The organism is Herbiconiux gentiana, assembly GCF_024978135.1.
Lineage (GTDB): Bacteria > Actinomycetota > Actinomycetes > Actinomycetales > Microbacteriaceae > Herbiconiux > Herbiconiux gentiana.
Genome location: NZ_JANTEZ010000004.1, coordinates 19708 through 36334 on the forward strand (window position 1 = coordinate 19708; position 16627 = coordinate 36334).

19 protein-coding genes and 1 tRNA gene are annotated in these 16627 nt (G+C 71.6%); 7 read left to right on the forward strand and 13 right to left on the reverse strand.

Features of this window, described 5'->3' with window-relative positions:
• Positions 1-38 precede the first annotated feature (38 nt).
• Positions 39-635, forward strand: coding sequence for a peptide deformylase (gene def / locus NVV95_RS10485; protein ID WP_259486502.1), 597 nt, complete (start codon positions 39-41; stop codon positions 633-635).
• Positions 636-705: 70 nt separating this feature from the next.
• Here the strand turns inward: def and NVV95_RS10490 are convergent, their stop codons facing one another.
• Together NVV95_RS10490 and NVV95_RS10495 are read right to left on the reverse strand one after the other, a co-directional pair.
• Positions 706-1011, reverse strand: a complete 306-nt coding sequence (locus NVV95_RS10490; RefSeq protein WP_259486503.1) for an AzlD domain-containing protein — start codon at positions 1009-1011, stop codon at positions 706-708.
• Positions 1008-1709, reverse strand: a complete 702-nt coding sequence (locus NVV95_RS10495; RefSeq protein ID WP_259486504.1) for an AzlC family ABC transporter permease — start codon at positions 1707-1709, stop codon at positions 1008-1010. Before NVV95_RS10495 ends, NVV95_RS10490 begins: the two co-directional genes overlap by 4 nt.
• 126 nt (positions 1710-1835) lie before the next feature.
• Between NVV95_RS10495 and NVV95_RS10500 the strand changes: the two genes are divergently transcribed.
• On the forward strand, positions 1836-2138 hold the full coding sequence (locus tag NVV95_RS10500; RefSeq protein WP_259486505.1) for a hypothetical protein: 303 nt from the start codon (positions 1836-1838) through the stop codon (positions 2136-2138).
• Positions 2139-2266: 128 nt separating this feature from the next.
• On the opposite strand, the gene NVV95_RS10505 is transcribed toward NVV95_RS10500, so the two are convergent.
• The 6 genes from NVV95_RS10505 to dusB all read right to left on the reverse strand — a co-directional run bounded on the left by NVV95_RS10505 (position 2267) and on the right by dusB (position 9195).
• Positions 2267-2339 (reverse strand) — tRNA-Asn (locus NVV95_RS10505).
• A 66-nt stretch (positions 2340-2405) separates the two neighbouring features.
• Complete coding sequence (locus NVV95_RS10510) at positions 2406-3425, reverse strand: D-isomer specific 2-hydroxyacid dehydrogenase family protein (RefSeq protein ID WP_259486506.1); 1020 nt, start codon at positions 3423-3425, stop codon at positions 2406-2408.
• On the reverse strand, positions 3422-4399 hold the full coding sequence (locus tag NVV95_RS10515; RefSeq protein WP_259486507.1) for an ATP-binding cassette domain-containing protein: 978 nt from the start codon (positions 4397-4399) through the stop codon (positions 3422-3424). Before NVV95_RS10515 ends, NVV95_RS10510 begins: the two co-directional genes overlap by 4 nt.
• 108 nt (positions 4400-4507) lie before the next feature.
• The gene (dnaG, locus tag NVV95_RS10520; protein ID WP_259486508.1) at positions 4508-6643 is read right to left on the reverse strand and encodes a DNA primase; all 2136 of its coding nucleotides are present in this window, start codon (positions 6641-6643) and stop codon (positions 4508-4510) included.
• Positions 6644-6677: 34 nt separating this feature from the next.
• Positions 6678-8018 carry a deoxyguanosinetriphosphate triphosphohydrolase gene (locus NVV95_RS10525; protein WP_259486509.1) on the reverse strand — a complete coding sequence of 447 codons (1341 nt, stop codon included), beginning with the start codon at positions 8016-8018 and terminating at the stop codon, positions 6678-6680.
• Entirely contained in the window at positions 8011-9195 is a 1185-nt protein-coding gene (dusB, locus tag NVV95_RS10530; RefSeq protein ID WP_259486510.1) for a tRNA dihydrouridine synthase DusB, read from the reverse strand. The genes NVV95_RS10525 and dusB overlap by 8 nt, the downstream gene beginning before the upstream one ends.
• Positions 9196-9340: 145 nt before the next feature.
• Here dusB and NVV95_RS10535 point away from each other — a divergent pair, with 145 nt between their 5' ends.
• Positions 9341-9799 carry an aminoacyl-tRNA deacylase gene (locus NVV95_RS10535; protein WP_259486936.1) on the forward strand — a complete coding sequence of 153 codons (459 nt, stop codon included), beginning with the start codon at positions 9341-9343 and terminating at the stop codon, positions 9797-9799.
• Here NVV95_RS10535 and NVV95_RS10540 read toward each other — a convergent pair.
• The 5 genes from NVV95_RS10540 to leuA form a co-directional block, all read right to left on the reverse strand.
• Positions 9796-9942, reverse strand: a complete 147-nt coding sequence (locus NVV95_RS10540; protein WP_259486511.1) for a hypothetical protein — start codon at positions 9940-9942, stop codon at positions 9796-9798. The two genes, NVV95_RS10535 and NVV95_RS10540, sit on opposite strands and share 4 nt — an antisense overlap.
• The gene (locus NVV95_RS10545) at positions 9939-10631 is read right to left on the reverse strand and encodes a DsbA family oxidoreductase (RefSeq protein ID WP_259486512.1); all 693 of its coding nucleotides are present in this window, start codon (positions 10629-10631) and stop codon (positions 9939-9941) included. Before NVV95_RS10545 ends, NVV95_RS10540 begins: the two co-directional genes overlap by 4 nt.
• Before the next feature lie 28 nt (positions 10632-10659).
• The gene (locus NVV95_RS10550; protein WP_259486513.1) at positions 10660-11487 is read right to left on the reverse strand and encodes an isoprenyl transferase; all 828 of its coding nucleotides are present in this window, start codon (positions 11485-11487) and stop codon (positions 10660-10662) included.
• 16 nt (positions 11488-11503) lie between these two features.
• Positions 11504-12241 (reverse strand): DNA repair protein RecO, encoded by a 738-nt coding sequence (gene recO, locus NVV95_RS10555; RefSeq protein WP_259486514.1) that lies wholly within the window; start codon positions 12239-12241, stop codon positions 11504-11506.
• Between the two features lie 134 nt (positions 12242-12375).
• Complete coding sequence (gene leuA / locus NVV95_RS10560) at positions 12376-14136, reverse strand: 2-isopropylmalate synthase (RefSeq protein WP_259486515.1); 1761 nt, start codon at positions 14134-14136, stop codon at positions 12376-12378.
• Between the two features lie 196 nt (positions 14137-14332).
• On the opposite strand from leuA, the gene NVV95_RS10565 reads away from it, so the two are divergent.
• The 4 genes from NVV95_RS10565 to NVV95_RS10580 are packed head-to-tail and all read left to right on the forward strand — an operon-like array spanning position 14333 to position 16614.
• The gene (locus NVV95_RS10565) at positions 14333-14776 is read left to right on the forward strand and encodes a TlpA family protein disulfide reductase (RefSeq protein WP_259486516.1); all 444 of its coding nucleotides are present in this window, start codon (positions 14333-14335) and stop codon (positions 14774-14776) included.
• A complete protein-coding gene (locus tag NVV95_RS10570; protein WP_259486517.1) occupies positions 14773-15240 on the forward strand; it encodes a DUF4395 domain-containing protein in 468 nt (155 codons plus the stop codon). The genes NVV95_RS10565 and NVV95_RS10570 overlap by 4 nt, the downstream gene beginning before the upstream one ends.
• A gap of 58 nt (positions 15241-15298) precedes the next feature.
• Positions 15299-15724 (forward strand): OsmC family peroxiredoxin, encoded by a 426-nt coding sequence (locus NVV95_RS10575; protein ID WP_259486518.1) that lies wholly within the window; start codon positions 15299-15301, stop codon positions 15722-15724.
• Positions 15721-16614 (forward strand): TIGR01777 family oxidoreductase, encoded by an 894-nt coding sequence (locus tag NVV95_RS10580; protein ID WP_259486519.1) that lies wholly within the window; start codon positions 15721-15723, stop codon positions 16612-16614. The genes NVV95_RS10575 and NVV95_RS10580 overlap by 4 nt, the downstream gene beginning before the upstream one ends.
• Positions 16615-16627: the final 13 nt, after the last annotated feature.

The window sequence follows — 16627 nt, forward strand, 5'->3', positions numbered from 1 at the left end:
CGACAGTACCGTGCGGGCACCGCCGTTAGGCTTAGCGAATGGCCGTTCTCCCGATTCGGATCTCCGGCGATCCGGTGCTGCACACCCCCGCCTCCCCTGTCGTCACGATCGACGACGAGCTCCGCGCCCTCGTGGCCGACATGTTCGAGACCATGGACGCCGCTCCCGGTGTCGGCCTCGCCGGCCCCCAGGTCGGCGTGCCGCTCAGGCTGTTCGTCTTCTCCTACACCGAGGACACGGGCGAGGAGGAGGGCGACGACACCGGCTCCCTCCGCGAGTACCGCGGCGTCGCGATCAACCCCGAGCTCTACATCTCCCCCACGTCGGTCGAGCCGGCCGATCCCGACACCGAGTCGGAGGGCTGCCTGTCGTTCCCGGGCGAGCGCTTCCCCCTGGTGCGCGGCGAGTCGGCCATCCTGCGGGCCACCGACCTCGACGGCCGGCCCTACGAGATCGAGGCGCACGGCTGGCTGGCGCGCATCTTCCAGCACGAGTTCGACCACCTCGACGGACTGCTCTACGTCGACCGCGTCGACCCCGTGTACGCGAAGGTGGCGCGCAAGATCGAGCGCAAGAAGGGCTGGGGCGTTCCCGGCAACGCGTGGCTCCCCGGGGTCGACGAGCTCGACGCGTAGCGCCTGCGGCGGCGTCTGGGCGTCTCGCCGTCTTGGGGGGGGTGAGCGCGGGGTGGTGCGACGGGTGGGCTCAGGTGAGCATCCGGATGCCCGCGGCCACCAGCGCCGCAGCGATCACCACGACGACGAACGGCACGCGCAGCGCGTAGAGCACGGCGGCCACCAGCACGGCCGGCACCCTCGCGTCGACCTGGATCGCCTGCCCGACGCCCAGGGTCTGCACGCCGATCAGGGCCGCCAGGAGCGCGACCGTCATCAGGTTCGCGATGCGCGCGACCGTGGGGTGTTCGAAGGCTTTCGGCGGGATGAGGTAGCCCGCGACCTTGAGGGCGACGCAGACGATCGAGGCGAGGATGACGATCTGCCAGGCGGTCATGCGTGACCTCCCTTCGCCCCGAACAGGTTGAAGCCGCCCACGACGAGCGCCACCCCGGCGGCGACGAGCACGGGCAGGCCGGGCACCAGCACGGGCGTCAGGAGCATCGCGACCACGGCGGCGGCCACGGCGACCGCCTGCGTCTGCCGCTCCTTCAGGCGCGGCCAGAGCAGCCCGAGGAAGGCGGCGGCGGCCGCGGCGTCGAGCCCGTAGGCGCTGACGTCGCCGAGCAGATCGCCGATCAGGGCCCCGACGAGGGTCGTGAGGTTCCAGCCGAGGTAGATGGCGAGACCGGTCACCCAGAAGCCCACCCGCTGCGCCGACGGGGTGGTCTGGGCGGTCGAGACGGCGACCGACTCGTCGATGGTCAACTGCGCGGCGGCGGCGCGGCGCCAGAAGCCCGGGCCGATCACGGGGGCCATCCGGATGGAGTAGAACACGTTGCGGGTGCCGAGCAGCGCGGCGCTCGTGATCGCGGCGGGGCCGGCGGCGAGGCCGCCCGAGGCGAGCACGCCGATCAGCGCGAACTGCGATCCGCCGGTGAACATCACGAGGCTGAGAAAGCAGGTCTGCCAGACGTCGAGGCCCGAGAGGGTCGCGAGGGCGCCGAACGAGATGCCGTACACCGCGGTGGCGAGGCCGACGGCGAGACCCGAGCGGAGGGCGGCGCGCTCCTCGGGGGTGCGCTGCGTGGCCATCATCCGATGATGCCAGGTGCCCGAACCGTGAGCGAGCCGTGAGCCGGCGGCAACCCCTGGCCGCCCTCAGACCCCGAGCGTAGGGTGCCGAGGAGATGCACAGGGTGTGGGAACGGACGATCGACGATGATTGAGCACGAATACGGGCGGGTGGTGCACCACGGCGGGCGTACCTTCCTCGCCACCGAGACGATGGCCGAGATCTTCGCCGCCGCGGCCGCCGACATCGTGGCGCGGGGTGACACCGAGTTGGTTCCGCTGCTGCACCGTGGCGGGGTCGACCTGCTGCTCGTGGGGCCGTTGACGCCGATCGCGGTGACGCGCATCGAGATCGGCCGGGCGCCGAAGCCTCCGGTCACGGCCCCGGCGAAGTCGGCTGAGGCCGTTTCCGACGCCGACGCCGACGCGGAGAAGCGCACCGCCGTCTGACCCGGCGGCCGAGCACTGACAAGAAGAGCATCGCCGTCTGACCCGGCGGCCGAGCACCGACCAGAAGAGCACCGACAAGAGCAGCACCGACGAGAAAAGGCCCCGCGGGTGGAGCCGCGAGGCCTTCGCTCCCCGACTTGGACTCGAACCAAGAACCTGCCGGTTAACAGCCGGCTGCTCTGCCAATTGAGCTATCGAGGAATGTCGCTGCCTGAACAGCGCTCAATACATTACCACCACTTTCGCGGCGCTCCTGACACCTCGGCGTCAGTACCCGGCCTCGGGGTCGACCCGGCCCGCGAACTCGCCGGTCTCGAGGAACGCCCGCACGTTCTGACGGATCCGCTCCGCCAGGAGCGGCGCGATCATCTCGGGCGTGTCCGCCGAGTGCGGGGTGATGATCGCGGTGGGCATCGAGAAGAGCGGATGCCCGTCGGGCAGCGGCTCGGGGTCGGTGACGTCGAGGGCGGCCCCCGCGATCGCACCGCTCTGCAGGGCGGCGACGAGCGCCTCGGTGTCGACCAGACCGCCCCGGGCGATGTTCACCAGGTGGGCCGTGTCGGGCAGGAGCTCGAGCTGGCGGGCGCCGATGAGCTTGTCGGTGCCGGCGGTGAAGGCGGCCGCGACGATCAGCAGGTCGGCCTCCGGCAGCACCTCGTCGAGCCGATCGGCCGAGACGGTGCGGTCGGCCCCCTCGACGGGGTCCGCGGAGCGGCGGACGATCGTCACGGACACCCCGAACGGCTGGAGCAGCCGCAGCAGCTCGAGCGCGATGCCGCCGGCCCCGATGATCACGACGTTCAGCCCGTAGAGCGAGGCGCCGATCTTGGGGCCCCAGCTGGTGGCCCGGATGCGCGTCGGCAGCTCGCGCAGCAGGGCGAGGGCGAGCGTCAGTGCGTGTTCGGCGACGGGCTGGGCGTAGGCGCCCTTGGCGCTCGTCCAGACGAGCCCGGGGCGGTCGTGGTCGCGGATGGAGTCGGCGAACGCGTCGACGCCGGCCCACGGCAGCTGCACCCACCCGATGCCCGGGTGGGCCGAGATGACCTCGTCGAACTGCTCGGGGCGGTCGTGGGCGAGCCAGACGACTCCCCGGGTGTCGTCGTCGAGCGGGGCGACCGTGCCGCCCGCCGCTTCGACGGCCTCGACGAAGGTGGGGTCGGCCTCGGGCAGCACGGCGATCGGGCCGGGCTCGGGGCGCTCGGCCTCGGGCAGGGCGTCGACGGAGACCGCCAGCACCTCGCGGTGGCGGCCGTCGAACGATCGGGGTGTGGCGGGTCGGGGCGTCATCGGATTCCTCGGGTCTCGTCGTCGGTCGGGAGCCCGTCGCCGTCGTCGGTCTCGAGTTCGTCGCCGGTCGCCGGCTCGTCGCCGGTCGCCGGCTCGTCGTGGATTTCGTCCTGCTCGTAGTCGTCGTCCTCGAGCTCGTCCTCCCCGTACTCGTCGGCGTCCGGCGCGTCGCCGTTCAGCTCCTCCGCGAGGCGCACCACGTAGGGGTGACGGGGATCGGCGAGCACGTCGTCGATCGGCCCGAGGCCCACGACCACGCCCTCGTGGATCACGGCGACGCGGTCGGCGCTCCGGCGCAGGGTGTCGAGGTCGTGGCTGACGATCAGGGCGCTCGCCCCGCGGGCCCGCTGCAGCCCGGCGATCACGTCGACCACGGCGCTGCGCACCGAGACGTCGACTCCGGCCGTGGGCTCGTCGGCGATCAGCAGCACCGGGTCGAGGATCAGCCCGCGCGCCACCGCCACCCGCTGCCGCTGCCCGCTGGACAGCTCGTGCGGGAGCTTCAGCATCGTGCCGACCGGCAGCAGCAGGGCGTCGATCAGGGTGGCGGCCTTCAGGCCCGCCTCGTGCCGGTCGTAGCGCCGGTCGCGCAGAAGCAGAGGTTCCGCGACGAGCTCCGCCACCGTCATGTTCGAGGTCAGCTTCGACCCGGCGTCCTGCGCCACGTAGCCGACGCCGAGGGTGAGCCGGCCGAGCTTCCCTCGGCGGATGTTCCGGAGCTCGAGCCCCAGCACCTCCAGGCTGCCCCCGATGATCTTGGGCGACGGCTCCTTGGAGGCCCGCAGGGCGGCCTGCCCCGACGCGACGTGGGCGAGCGTCGACTTGCCCGATCCGCTCGACCCGACGAGCCCCACGATCTCGCCGGGGGCGACCGTGAGCGTGAACCCCTTCACGGCGGTGAAGGCGGGGCTGACGCTGTGCGAGGGGTACTCGATCGTCACGTCGGAGGCGGAGAGCACGTTTCGTTCGACCATCAGGCTTCGAGCCTAGGCCGAGAGCCGCCCGCGGGCCCGACGGCGCGGCGGATGCCCGGAGATTGCGCAGCCCGCACGATCGACCCGCGCGGCCGCCTGCGACAGGGGCTACTCCCCCACGAAGGCCCGCCGCTCGGCCTCGAGCTGCGCCGACTGGATCTGGATCTCGCGATAGAGCACGGGCTCGGCCACCCGGTCGGTGCGCTGCAGCCGAAGCACCAGCTCGTCCTTGCGGCGGCTCAGGTCGCGTTCGACGAGGGCCCGCACGACGCCGCGCAGGTAGTTCTCGGGGGCCCGCTCCGGGCGCTCGGGGATGGGGGCCACGGCGAGCTGCTCGACCAGGGTGCGGTACTCGGGCGGCACGTCGGCCTGCACGGTCTGCACGAAGTCGGGCCGGTCGAAGTGCTCGACGTTGCGGCCCACGGCGTCGCGCACCGCGGCCAGCGGAGCACTGGCGAAACCGCAGCCGGTCGAGCGGGTGAGCAGCTCGGCGCCGATCACCGTCGGCGACTGCAGCATGGCCATCAGGGCGTCGCGCTCGCGGCGCACGGTGGTCGTGGACGGCAGTTCGGTGATGGAGACGGCCGGCACCTCGACGGGCACGGGCTCGAGCGTGGTCACCGACGCGACCTGCGGATCGGCGGCCGGCGACGGCCGGTACCCGCCCTGATCGCCCGAGGCGCCCTGGCCGCCCTGCCCGCGCTGATCGCCCGAGCCGCCCTGACCGGCCTGCCCGCGCTGACCGCCGGACGCACCCTGACCCCCCGCGGGGCCCAGCCCCCGCTGACCGCCCTGAGCAGCCTGACCGCCCTGGCCGCCCGGGCCGCGCCGATCGCTCAGCGCGCCCTGACCAGCAAACCCACCCTGACCGCCGCGACCGTCGCCCGCGCCCTGCCCCCTGCCCTGTCCGGCGCTCGAGCCGCCGCTCCGCACCGAGTGCTCCACCGCCTGCTGCACCACATCGAGGTCGGTGCCGAGCATCTTGGCCAGCTGCCGGGTGTAGGCCGGCCGCAGCGCCGAGTCGCGGATGTCGGCGACGATCGGCGCCGCGTCCCGCAGCGCCGCCACGCGGCCCTCGACGGTGTCGAGGTCGTACGCCGACAGCTTCTGCCGGATGACGAACTCGAACATCGGCTTCTTGCTCTGGATCAGGCGGCGCACTGCGTCGTCGCCCTTCGCCAGGCGGAGGTCGCACGGGTCGAGCCCGTCGGGCGCCACGGCGACGTAGGTCTGGGCGGCGAACCGCTGCTCTTCGCTGAAGGCGCGGAGCGCCGCCTTCTGCCCCGCAGCGTCGGGGTCGAAGGTGAACACGACCTCGCCGAGGCCGGCGGAGTCGTCGGAGAGCACCCGCCGCATGATCTTGATGTGGTCGACGCCGAACGACGTGCCGCAGGTCGCCACCGCCGTGGTGACCCCGGCGAGGTGGGCCGCCATGACGTCGGTGTACCCCTCGACCACGACCACCTGACGGCTGCGCGCGATGTCGCGCTTGGCCAGGTCGAGCCCGTAGAGCACCTGGGCCTTGTGGTAGACGATCGTCTCGGGGGTGTTCAGGTACTTCGGGCCCTTGTCGTCGTCGAACAGCCGGCGGGCGCCGAACCCGACGGTCTGACCCGTCTGGTCGCGGATCGGCCAGATCAGCCGCCCGCGGAAGCGGTCGTAGGTGCCGCGGTCGCCCTGGCTGAGCAGGCCCGCCGCGGTGAGCTCCTGCTCGGTGTAGCCGCGACCGCGGAGGTGCTTGCCGAGGTTGTCCCAGCCCTGGGGCGCGTAGCCCACGCCGAAGCGAGCGGCCGCCGAGGCGTCGAAGCCGCGCTGACCGAGGAACGCCCGGCCCGCGTCGGCGCCCGGGGAGGTGAGCTGCTCGGCGAAGTACTCCCGCGCGGCCTCGTTGGCGGCGAGCAGACGCGCCCGGTTGCCCTGGTCGGCCGCCGCTCCCCCGTCTTCGTAGTGCAGCTGGAAGCCGATCTTGGCCGCGAGCCGCTCGACGGCCTCGGTGAAGGTGACGTGATCCATCTTCTGCAGGAAGGTGAAGACGTCGCCGCCCTCTCCGCAGCCGAAGCAGTGGTAGTACCCCACCTGCGGGCGCACGTGGAAGCTCGGCGACCGCTCGTCATGGAACGGGCACAGCCCCTTCATGGAGCCGACGCCGGCGCTCTTCAGCGTGACGAAGTCGCCCACGACGTCGGCGATATTGATGCGCGAACGGACCTCGTCGATGTCGTTGCGACGGATCAGCCCTGCCATCTCACCCGCCCTGCCATCTCGCCCACCGGTCTTTCTAGGATAGAGCCCGCCTGGGCCCCTCGGCCGCGAGCAGCTCTTCTCCCAGCCGGCCCGCATCAGCGGGTGAGCAGAGCCGCTCGTACCAGGACAGGGCCGTCTGGTCGGTGAGGCTGGCGACCTGGTCGACGACCACCCGCCGGGCGGCCCGGTCGTCGGCGGCGTGACGCCAGTCGTCGGCGAACGCCGGGTCGAGCGCGGCCCCGTCGCTCTGCCAGAGGCGGTCGGCCAGCTCCATCAGGAGGCCGCGCTGCTGCTGGTAGAGCGGCTGCCGAGCGTCGTTCGACATGACGAACACCGAGACGATGCCCTTCAGCGTGGCGATCTCGGCAGCGACCCACTCGGGCACGATGACGTCGGCGCCGTAGCGGGTGATGCTCGGCGTGGGGAACGCCTCGCGGGTGGCCCGGGTGGCGGCACCGGCGAAGCGCCCGATCAGCTGGCTGGTGAGGTTCTTCAGCCGGGCGTGGGCCCGGCGCGAGTCGTCCCACTCCGAGAGCCACACCTGCAGCGAGTCGAGCCGTTCGAAGGCCTCGCTCAGCTCGTCGAGCGAGAAGCCGCCGCCCGCCCGCGCGTGGATGCTGCGCACCAGATCGGCGTGGTCGACCCGGCGGCCGAGCACCCGCACGTCGATGTAGCCGTTCAGCACGGCGTCTTCGAAGTCGTGCACCGAGTAGGCGATGTCGTCACTCAGATCCATCACCTGCGCCTCGACGCAGAGGGTGCGGTCGGGCGCACCCGCGCGGAACCAGTCGAAGACGGGCGCGTCGTCGTCGTAGACGCCGTACTTCAGCCGGCCGCTCGGGTCTTCGACGGGGTCGGACGCGGCCCACGGGTACTTGCAGCTCGCGTCGAGACTCGCGCGGGTGAGATTGAGGCCGTAGCCCTGGCCGCCGTCGTCGAACACCTTCGCCTCGAGCCGGGTGAGGATGCGCAGGCTCTGCGCATTGCCCTCGAAGCCGCCGATCGACTGCGCCCACTGGTTCAGGGCCTTCTCGCCGTTGTGGCCGAAGGGCGGATGCCCCAGGTCGTGGGCGAGGCACGCCGAGTCGACGACGTCGGGATCGAGGTCGAGGCTGGAGGCGAGCTCGCGACCGACCTGCGCGACCTCGAGCGAGTGGGTGAGCCGGTTGCGCGCGAAGTCGGCGACCACCGTCGGGCTCAGCACCTGCGTCTTGGCCGCCAGGCGGCGAAGCGACGAGGAGTGCAGGATGCGGGCACGGTCGCGCTGGAAGTCGCTGCGGCGGGTGTAGTGCTCCTCGGGCAGCATGCGCTCGGCGTCGGACTCGGCGTAGCCCTTGGTGGGGGCGAAGGTCTGCAGGTCGAGGGCGTCAGCCACCGCTGTGCTCCAGCTCGGCCGCGGCGACCTCGGCGCGCCCTGCGCCCTCGAGCGACCGCGACTCGAGCCAGCGGTCGGGCAGCGACGGCTTCTTCGGGCTGCCGGCCCGGCCGCGCGGCCCCTCGGCGTCGGCACCCGGGTAGGGCATCGACCAGTCGAGCTCGGCCAGGATCTCGTCCATCTGCTCGAGGCTCTGCACGGTGCTGAGCGCGGCGCGCACCTCGTGGCCGGCCGGGTAGCCCTTGAGGTACCAGGCGACGTGCTTGCGGATGTCGCGGCAGGCCCGACCTTCGTCGTCGTAGAACTCCACGAGCAGTTCGGCGTGACGACGGAGGGTCTGCGCGACCACCCCGAGCGACGGCGCCGCCCGCAGGGCGGCGGCCTCCTCGGCCGAGAGCTCCCCGGCGCGCACCCGGAACGCCGCGGCCAGGTCTCCGAACAGCCACGGCCGGCCGAGGCAGCCGCGCCCGACGACGACGCCGTCGCAACCGGTCTCGTCGACCATGCGGATGGCGTCTTCACCCGACCAGATGTCTCCGTTGCCGAGCACCGGGATGGAGGTGATCGTCTCTTTCAGCGTCGCGATGGCCGACCAATCGGCCTGCCCGCTGTAGAAGTCGCTTGCGGTGCGGGCGTGCAGGGCGATGGCCGCGGCACCCGCGCCCTCGGCGGCCTTCGCGGCCTCGAGGTAGGTGAGGTGGTCGGAATCGATGCCCTTGCGCATCTTCACCGTGACCGGAACGTCGCCGGCGGCCTCGACCACCGACTCGACGATCTCCCGGAAGAGATCGAGCTTCCAGGGCAGCGCCGCTCCCCCGCCCTTCCTCGTGACCTTGGGCACGGGGCAGCCGAAGTTCATGTCGATGTGGTCGGTGCGGTCTTCGTCGACCAGGATGCGCGCGGCCTCGGCCATGGTGGCCGGGTCGACGCCGTAGAGCTGGATGGAGCGGGGCGTCTCGCTCGGGTGGTGGGTGATGAGGCGGAACGTCGCCTCGTTGCGCTCGACCAGGGCGCGGCTCGTGATCATCTCGCTCACGTAGAGCCCGGCGCCGAACTCACGGCAGAGCCGGCGGAACGCCGTGTTCGTGATGCCCGCCATGGGGGCGAGCACGACCGGCACGTCGAGCCGGATGGGCCCGATCTGCAGCTTGTCGGGGGTGAGGGTTGAAGTGGTCATCGGGTCAATTCTCCCAGACGTGGGCGGCCGTGGTGACGCGGCCGGGAATCCTGTGGAGGGATCGGTGGTTGCTCCGACTGTGACGGACAAGACGAGCACCGCGACCGGCGAGACGACTGCAGACGGCCCCACGGGCACCGACCGCGTGCGCGAGCACGCCGAGCGGCTCGGTCTCGATGTGGAGGTGGTCCAACGCCCCGAGGCGGGCTCCCTCCAGGAGGCCGCCCGACTGCTCAGCCTCGACCCCGCCGACATCGCGAAGAGCCTCGTGGTCAAGCGCCACGACGGCGACTTCCTCTTCGCCCTCATCCCGGGCGACCGCCAGATCAGCTGGCCGAAGCTCCGCACCCTGGTGGGCGTGAACAAGCTCTCGATGCCGCACCAGGACGTCGCCCTGGCCGCCACCGGCTACGAGCGCGGCACGATCACCCCGCTCGGCAGCACGACCGACTGGCCGGTCTACCTCGACGAATCGTTCGCCGGCCGCCGCATCGCGATGGGCGCCGGGGCGCACGGCCACAGCGCCTACGTCGACGCGGATGCGCTGGCCGAAGCCCTGGGCGCGACCGTCGCCGACATCAGCGAACCGCTCCCCGAGCGCTAGAACGAGCAGGAGTCGCCCTCGCAGCTCGCGCCCGGCAGCGCCAGCACGGTCAACGCGGGCGCCGCGACGACAGGCGCGACGTCGGTCTGAGCACCGGTCTCACCCGGCGCCGACGCCCCGGCACGAGCATCCGCCCCCGTCACGACCCAACCTCGACCCGCTCGCCGGCGACCTGCGCCAGCACTTGCGCGAACGTCGCCGCATCCTGAGCCCCGGAGACCCCGTACTTGCCCTCGAAGACGAAGAACGGCACACCCTGGATGCCGAGCTCCTGCGCCTGGCGCTGGTCGGCCCGCACCGCGGCCACGTTCTCGCCCGACTCGAGCGAACGCACCACGTCGTCGCGGTCGAGCCCGAGCTCGGCGGCGAGGTCGGCCAGGTCGTCGATGCGCCCCACGTGGCGGCCCTCGACGAAGTAGGCCTTGAGCAGGCGTTCCTTCATCTCGAGCTGCACCCCGTGCGCCTTGGCGTAGTGCATCAGCTCGTGCGCCTTCACCGTGTTGGTGTGCTTCAGGGCGTCGTAGTCGTAGTCGAGCCCGACCGAGGAGGCGATGCCGGTGACCCGCTCGAGCATCTTGGCGGCCTGCGCGGCCGGGATGCCCTTGTGCCCCGAGAGGAACTCGATCTCGTCGCCGTCGAAGTCGACGGGGGTGTCGGGCGAGAGCTCGAAGGAGTGGTACTCGATCTCGACGGGAACAGAGCCCTCGGTCGAGGCGTACTCCTCGATGCCGAACTCAAGCTTGCGCTTGCCGATGTAGCACCACGGGCAGGCGATGTCGCTCCAGATGTCGATCTTGATGGCCTCGGAACCCGAGGCGGAAGAGTCAGTCACACGAGGGGCAACGCGAACGGATGCCCGGTCATTCCTCCTCGGGTGACGGCGTCTCCGCGGCCGGCGCGTCGACCGCCCCGCCGAACCGTCGGTTGCGCCCGGCGTAGTGCTCGACGGCCTGCCACAGGTCGACCCGGCTGAAGTCGGGCCAGAGCCGGTCGAGGAACACCATCTCGGCGTAGGCCGACTGCCAGGGCAGGAAATTCGAGGTGCGCTGCTCGCCCGAGCTGCGCACGAACAGGTCGACGTCGGGCAGCTCGGGCACGTACAGGTGGCGCTGGATAAGCTTCTCCGAGACGGCCGAGGGGCGGATGCGGCCGGCCGCGACGTCGTCGGCGATCGCGCGCACCGCGTCCGTGATCTCGTTGCGGCCCCCGTAGTTGACGCACATCGTCAGCGTCAGGGTGCTGTTTCGCGCCGTGAGGCGCTCGGCGAACTGCAGCTCCTTGATCACGCTCGCCCAGAGCCGCGGCCGGCGGCCGGCCCAGCGGATGCGCACACCCCACTCGTTCAGCTGGTCACGTCGGCGGTGCAGCACGTCGCGGTTGAAGCCCATCAGGAAGCGCACCTCGTCGGGCGAGCGCTTCCAGTTCTCGGTCGAGAAGGCGTAGACGCTGACGTGCTTCACGCCGATCTGCACCGCTCCCGCGACCACGTCGAGGAGGGCGGCCTCGCCGGCGCGGTGGCCCTCGATGCGGGTGAGGCCGCGCTGGTTCGCCCAGCGGCCGTTGCCGTCCATCACGATGGCGACGTGTTTCGGCACGGCGGCGGCCGGGATCTCGGGCGGGTACAGTCCCGTCCAGTCGAGGGGGCGGAAGGGCTCGGCCTTCGGCGACGTGAATGGAACGGGACTCAACTCGACTGCACCTTCTCTACGACCGGCCCGGCTGCCGTTCGACGTGCTCGAGCGATCGGAGCCCGCGTTCCAGGTGCCACTGGGTGTACGCGGCAACGATACCGCTCGCGCGGGAGCGCACCTGGGACTCCGCCGCGTCGGCCGTCGTCCAGTCGCCCGTGAGCAGGGCGGCCAGCAGCTCGAGGGTGCTCGTGTCCAGGCGCGGGGTGCCGGGCGGAGCGACGGATTCGGCGACCACGCCGCCGAGCTGCACCACGAACGCGGAATGCGGCCCGGGCTCGCCCGTCACCGCGCAGTCGTGGAAGCTCGGCGCCCAGCCGGCCATCGACAGCGCCCGCAGCAGGTAGGAGTCGAGCGTGGCGGTCGGCCCGTGCTCGCCCCGGGCGAGCGAGCGGAGGGCTCCCACCAGCAGCAGGTACTGCTGAAGCGAGGGCTCCTCCTCGGTGAGCTTGTCGGCGGTCTCGACCATGGCGCTGGCTGCGGTGTAGCTCGCGTAGTCGGCGGTGATCTCGGCCCCGTAGGAGCCGATCGTCACGGCCTGGGTGATGGTGTCGAGCGTGCGGCCCTCGTAGAACTGCACGTCGGCCACCATGAACGGCTCGAGCCGGGCGCCGAACTTCGACGCGGTGCGGCGCACCCCGCGCGCTACGGCCCGCACCTTCCCGTGATGACGGGTCAGCAGAGTGACGATGCGGTCGGCCTCACCCAGCTTGTGGGTGCGCAGCACCACGGCGTCATCACGATAAACGGGCACGGTCCATTATCCCGCGCGGGCCGGCCGCCCGGGTCGCACAAACGCCCCTCCCCGAGGGTGGAAAGGGGCGTTTGCGCGACCGCGACGCGGAGCGGTGCGGGACGAACGGCGCGGGACGAGCGGCGCGGGACGCGTTACGCCGAGACGAGCTCGCGCTCCGCGTCGCGCACGCGGATCGCACGGTTGACCGCCGACACCACGGCCTTCAGCGACGCGGTCGAGATGTCGGCGTCGATGCCCACGCCCCACAGCCGGTTGCCGTCGACCTGCAGCTCGACGTAGGCCGCCGCCAGGGCGTCGCCCGAGGCGCTGAGAGCGTGCTCGACGTAGTCGTAGAGCTTGATGTCGACACCCTGCTCGCTCATCACGTTCAGGAACGCCGCGATCGGCCCGTTGCCCGAGGCCGCGGTCTCGATCACGTCGTCGCCGACGCGCAGGGTGACGTCGAGCGCCACCGACCCGCCCAGGTCGCTCGCCGTGCGGGTGCGGTGCAGCTCGAAGCGGCCCCACTTCTCGTCGGCGTCGGCCGAGGGCAGGTACTCGTCCTGGAACACGGCCCAGATCTGCTCGCTCGTGACCTCGCCGCCCTCGGCGTCGGTCTTCGCCTGAACCACACCCGAGAACTCGATCTGGAGCTTCCGGGGCAGGTCGAGCGCGTGGTCGGTCTTCAGCAGGTAGGCCACGCCGCCCTTGCCCGACTGCGAGTTGACGCGGATGACCGCCTCGTACGAGCGCCCCAGGTCTTTCGGGTCGATCGGCAGGTAGGGCACGGCCCAGACCAGCTCGTCGACCTGCTTGCCCTGCGCCGAGGCGTCGGCGGCCATGGCCTCGAAGCCCTTCTTGATCGCGTCCTGGTGCGAGCCGCTGAAGGCCGTGTAGACGAGGTCACCCGCCCAGGGGCTGCGCTCGTGCACCTTCAGCTGGTTGCAGTACTCGGCCGTGCGGCGCACCTCGTCGAGGTCGCTGAAGTCGATCTGCGGGTCGATGCCCTGCGTGAACAGGTTGATGCCGAGCGCCACCAGGTCGACGTTGCCCGTGCGCTCCCCATTGCCGAACAGGCACCCCTCGATGCGGTCGGCGCCGGCCAGGTACCCCAGCTCGGCGGCGGCCACGGCGGTGCCGCGGTCGTTGTGCGGGTGCAGCGAGATGATGACGTTCTCGCGGTGGTTCAGGTGCCGGCCCATCCACTCGATCGAGTCGGCGTAGACGTTCGGCGTCGCCATCTCGACCGTCGAGGGCAGGTTCAGGATGACCTTCCGCTCCGGTGTCGGCTCGAACACCTCGAGCACCTGGTTGCAGATGTCGACGGCGAACTCGAGCTCGGTGCCCGTGTAGCTCTCGGGCGAGTACTCGTAGTAGACCTGCGTCTCGGGCACCAGCGACTCGAACGAGCGGCACAGCCGCGCGCCCTCCAGGGCGATGTCGACGATGCCCTGGCGGTCAGTGCGGAACACCACGTCGCGCTGCAGCACGCTGGTGGAGTTGTAGAGGTGCACGATCGCCTGCTTGGCGCCCGCGATCGACTCGTAGGTGCGGCGGATCAGGTGCTCGCGCGCCTGGGTCAGCACCTGGATCGTGACGTCGTCGGGGATCGCGTTCTCCTCGATCAGCGATCGCACGAAGTCGAAGTCGGTCTGCGAGGCGCTCGGGAAGCCGACCTCGATCTCCTTGTAGCCCATGCGCACCAGGAGGTCGAACATGATGCGCTTGCGCTCGGGACTCATCGGGTCGATCAGCGCCTGGTTGCCGTCGCGCAGGTCGACGGCGCACCAGCGGGGCGCCTCGGTGATGTGCTTCGAGGGCCAGGTGCGGTCGGGCAGCTCGACGGCGAACTGCTCGTGATAGGGCCGGTACTTGTGGATCGGCATGGCCGAAGCGGCCTGGTTGTTCTTCATGTCGTGCGTTCCTTCGTCTGGATCTGGTCAGCCATCGGCGAACTCCGCGACGAGGGAGGCCTGAGAACTAGGACTCGTCGCGGCAGCTAAGAAGGAGCAGACCGAACAGCACGGGCTCAGATTAGCACGCCCGTCCGGCGTCACAATCGTCATGAACCGGATGCCCGGCCCACCCCGCGCCTAGTCTGCGATCACCATGACCGTCCTGACCGCCCTGCTCGCACTCGCCGCCCTCGCCGCCCTCACCGCCGTGACGGTGCTCGTCGGAGTGCTGTGGCGCCGCCGGCAGGGTACGGCCGTCGCGGTCTCGCCCGCTTCGGCGCCGACCGCGATCGACCCGGCGCTCTTCGGCGCCTCTGCCGACCGGTTCGGCAGCCGGGCGACCCTCGTGCAGTTCTCGACGGCATTCTGCTCCGGATGCCCGGCCACCCGCCGCGTGCTCGGCGAGCTCTCTGCGCGCACCGAGGGCGTCGAGCACCTCGAGGTCGATGTCGGCGAGCGAGCCGATCTCGTGCGCCGCTTCGCCATCCTGCAGACCCCGACCACCCTGATCCTCGACCGGCACGGAGTCGTTCGCACCCGCATCGGCGGGGTCGTCCGCCGGTCCGTCGTCGAGGAGCGACTGGAGGCCCTCCGATGATCGACCCCCGTTCCCCCCGCTTCGGCGCCGGCATCACGGCGGTGCTTCTCGCCGTGGTGATCGTGCTCGGGCTGAGCGCTCCGCCGGCGGGCGACGTCGCGTCGCGCATCCTGAACCCGCCGTACCTGCTGCTCGGCGCGATCAGCGCACTCTTCCTGTGGGGCACGACCGCCGGGGTCGCGCGGCATCCCTACGGGCTGCTGTTCCGCACGCTCGTCCGGCCGCGACTGGGGCCGCCGCGGGAGCTCGAGGATCCGCGGCCGCCGACCTTCGCCCAGGGCGTCGGCTTCGTCGTGACCGCCGCCGGGCTCGTGCTCGGGGCTCTCGGTGTGCCGTTCGCCGTGTCCGTCGCCGCCGCCCTCGCCTTCGTGGCCGCGCTGCTCAACTCGGCCTTCGGCTACTGCATCGGCTGCCAGCTCTACCTCGTGCTCCTCCGCCTCCGACCCTCCGGCGCGCGGGCCTGAGCCTGGGCCCGCGAGGGGCCTGGCGGTAGGCTGGGCGCACCGACACGGGAGGTTGTCCATGGCTGTGACGAGTGAGTCGACGACGGTGTGGCGGGGTGATCTCACGAGCGGATCGGGCACGACCACCCTCGACAGCTCCGGGGCCGCGAGCCTCGCGGTGAACTGGCGGGCCCGCTCCGAGGGCGCCGAGAGCGTCACCACTCCCGAGGAGCTGCTGGGCGCCGCCCACGCCTCCTGCTACTCGATGGCCTTCGCCGCCGCGCTCGCCCGCTCGGGCCACGCGCCCGAGTCGCTGCAGACCACGGCCGCGGTCACCTTCGACCCGGCGCACGGCATCACGGGCAGCCACCTCTTGGTCAGCGCCGTCGTCCCGGGCATCGACGAGGCCGAGTTCCAGCGCATCGCCGACGACGCGAAGAGCGGATGCCCGGTGTCCAAGGCCCTCGCCGGAATCCCCATCACGCTCGAAGCGAGCCTCGCGTGACCGCGCCGAAGACGGTGCTGATCGCCGGAGGCTCCGGCTTCATCGGCACCGAGCTCACCCGTCAGCTGCGCGCCGAGGGGCACACCGTGCTCATCCTCGTGCGCCGCCCGGCCCGAACGCCCACGGAGCGCTCGTGGGACCCGGAGGCCCGCTGGATCCCGACGGCCGTGATCGACGGGGTCGACGCCGTGGTGAACCTCTCGGGCGCCTCCATCTCGAAGCTCCCCTGGACCTTGCCGTACAAGCGCGAGATCCTCCAGTCGCGGGTGCTCGCCACCGGCACCCTCGTCGATGCGATCGCGCGGGCCGAGAACCCGCCCGAGGTCTTCATCTCGGGCTCGGCCGTCGGCTTCTACGGCGACCGGCCGGGCGAGGTGCTCACCGAGTCGTCGCCGCTCGGCACCGGCTTCCTGGCCAGGGTGACGGATGCGTGGGAGCGCGCCGCCGCACCGGCCGCCGCGCACACGCGGCTCGTCACGGCGCGAACGGGCCTCGTCGTGGGCAAGGGCGGCGGCGCCCTGAAGCCGCTCACCCTGCTCGCCAAGCTCGGACTCGCGGGCCCCGTCGGCAGCGGCGAGCAGATCTGGCCCTGGATCAGCCTCCACGACGAGGCGGCCGCCCTGCGCTACCTCATCGGATCCGACCTCGAGGGCCCGGTGAACCTCGTCGGCCCGCGCCCGGCACCCGCCTCGGAGGTCGTGCGCACGCTCGCCGAGGACCTGCACCGCCCCTACTGGCTGCCGGCCCCCGCCTGGGCGCTGAAGGCGGCCCTCGCCGACGCCGGCCGCGACCTGCTGCTCTCCGACCAGGACGTCTCGGCCCAGAAACTGCTCTTCAACGGCTTCACCTTCCGCGACGGCACCATCCAGTCGGCCCTCAGCCAGCTCTGACGGCGCGGGACGC

What these genes read in the sequence shown, in the direction of transcription:
- dnaG (WP_259486508.1), bottom strand. Translation starts at nt 6,643, where the DNA reads ATGGCAGGGCTGATCCGTCGCAACGACATCGACGAGGTCCGTTCGCGC.
- dusB (WP_259486510.1), bottom strand. Translation starts at nt 9,195, where the DNA reads ATGACCACTTCAACCCTCACCCCCGACAAGCTGCAGATCGGGCCCATC.
- leuA (WP_259486515.1), bottom strand. Translation starts at nt 14,136, where the DNA reads ATGAAGAACAACCAGGCCGCTTCGGCCATGCCGATCCACAAGTACCGG.
- NVV95_RS10490 (WP_259486503.1), bottom strand. Translation starts at nt 1,011, where the DNA reads ATGACCGCCTGGCAGATCGTCATCCTCGCCTCGATCGTCTGCGTCGCC.
- NVV95_RS10495 (WP_259486504.1), bottom strand. Translation starts at nt 1,709, where the DNA reads ATGGCCACGCAGCGCACCCCCGAGGAGCGCGCCGCCCTCCGCTCGGGT.
- NVV95_RS10570 (WP_259486517.1), top strand. Translation starts at nt 14,773, where the DNA reads ATGATCGACCCCCGTTCCCCCCGCTTCGGCGCCGGCATCACGGCGGTG.
- def (WP_259486502.1), top strand. Translation starts at nt 39, where the DNA reads ATGGCCGTTCTCCCGATTCGGATCTCCGGCGATCCGGTGCTGCACACC.
- NVV95_RS10500 (WP_259486505.1), top strand. Translation starts at nt 1,836, where the DNA reads ATGATTGAGCACGAATACGGGCGGGTGGTGCACCACGGCGGGCGTACC.
- NVV95_RS10510 (WP_259486506.1), bottom strand. Translation starts at nt 3,425, where the DNA reads ATGACGCCCCGACCCGCCACACCCCGATCGTTCGACGGCCGCCACCGC.
- NVV95_RS10515 (WP_259486507.1), bottom strand. Translation starts at nt 4,399, where the DNA reads ATGGTCGAACGAAACGTGCTCTCCGCCTCCGACGTGACGATCGAGTAC.
- NVV95_RS10575 (WP_259486518.1), top strand. Translation starts at nt 15,299, where the DNA reads ATGGCTGTGACGAGTGAGTCGACGACGGTGTGGCGGGGTGATCTCACG.
- NVV95_RS10565 (WP_259486516.1), top strand. Translation starts at nt 14,333, where the DNA reads ATGACCGTCCTGACCGCCCTGCTCGCACTCGCCGCCCTCGCCGCCCTC.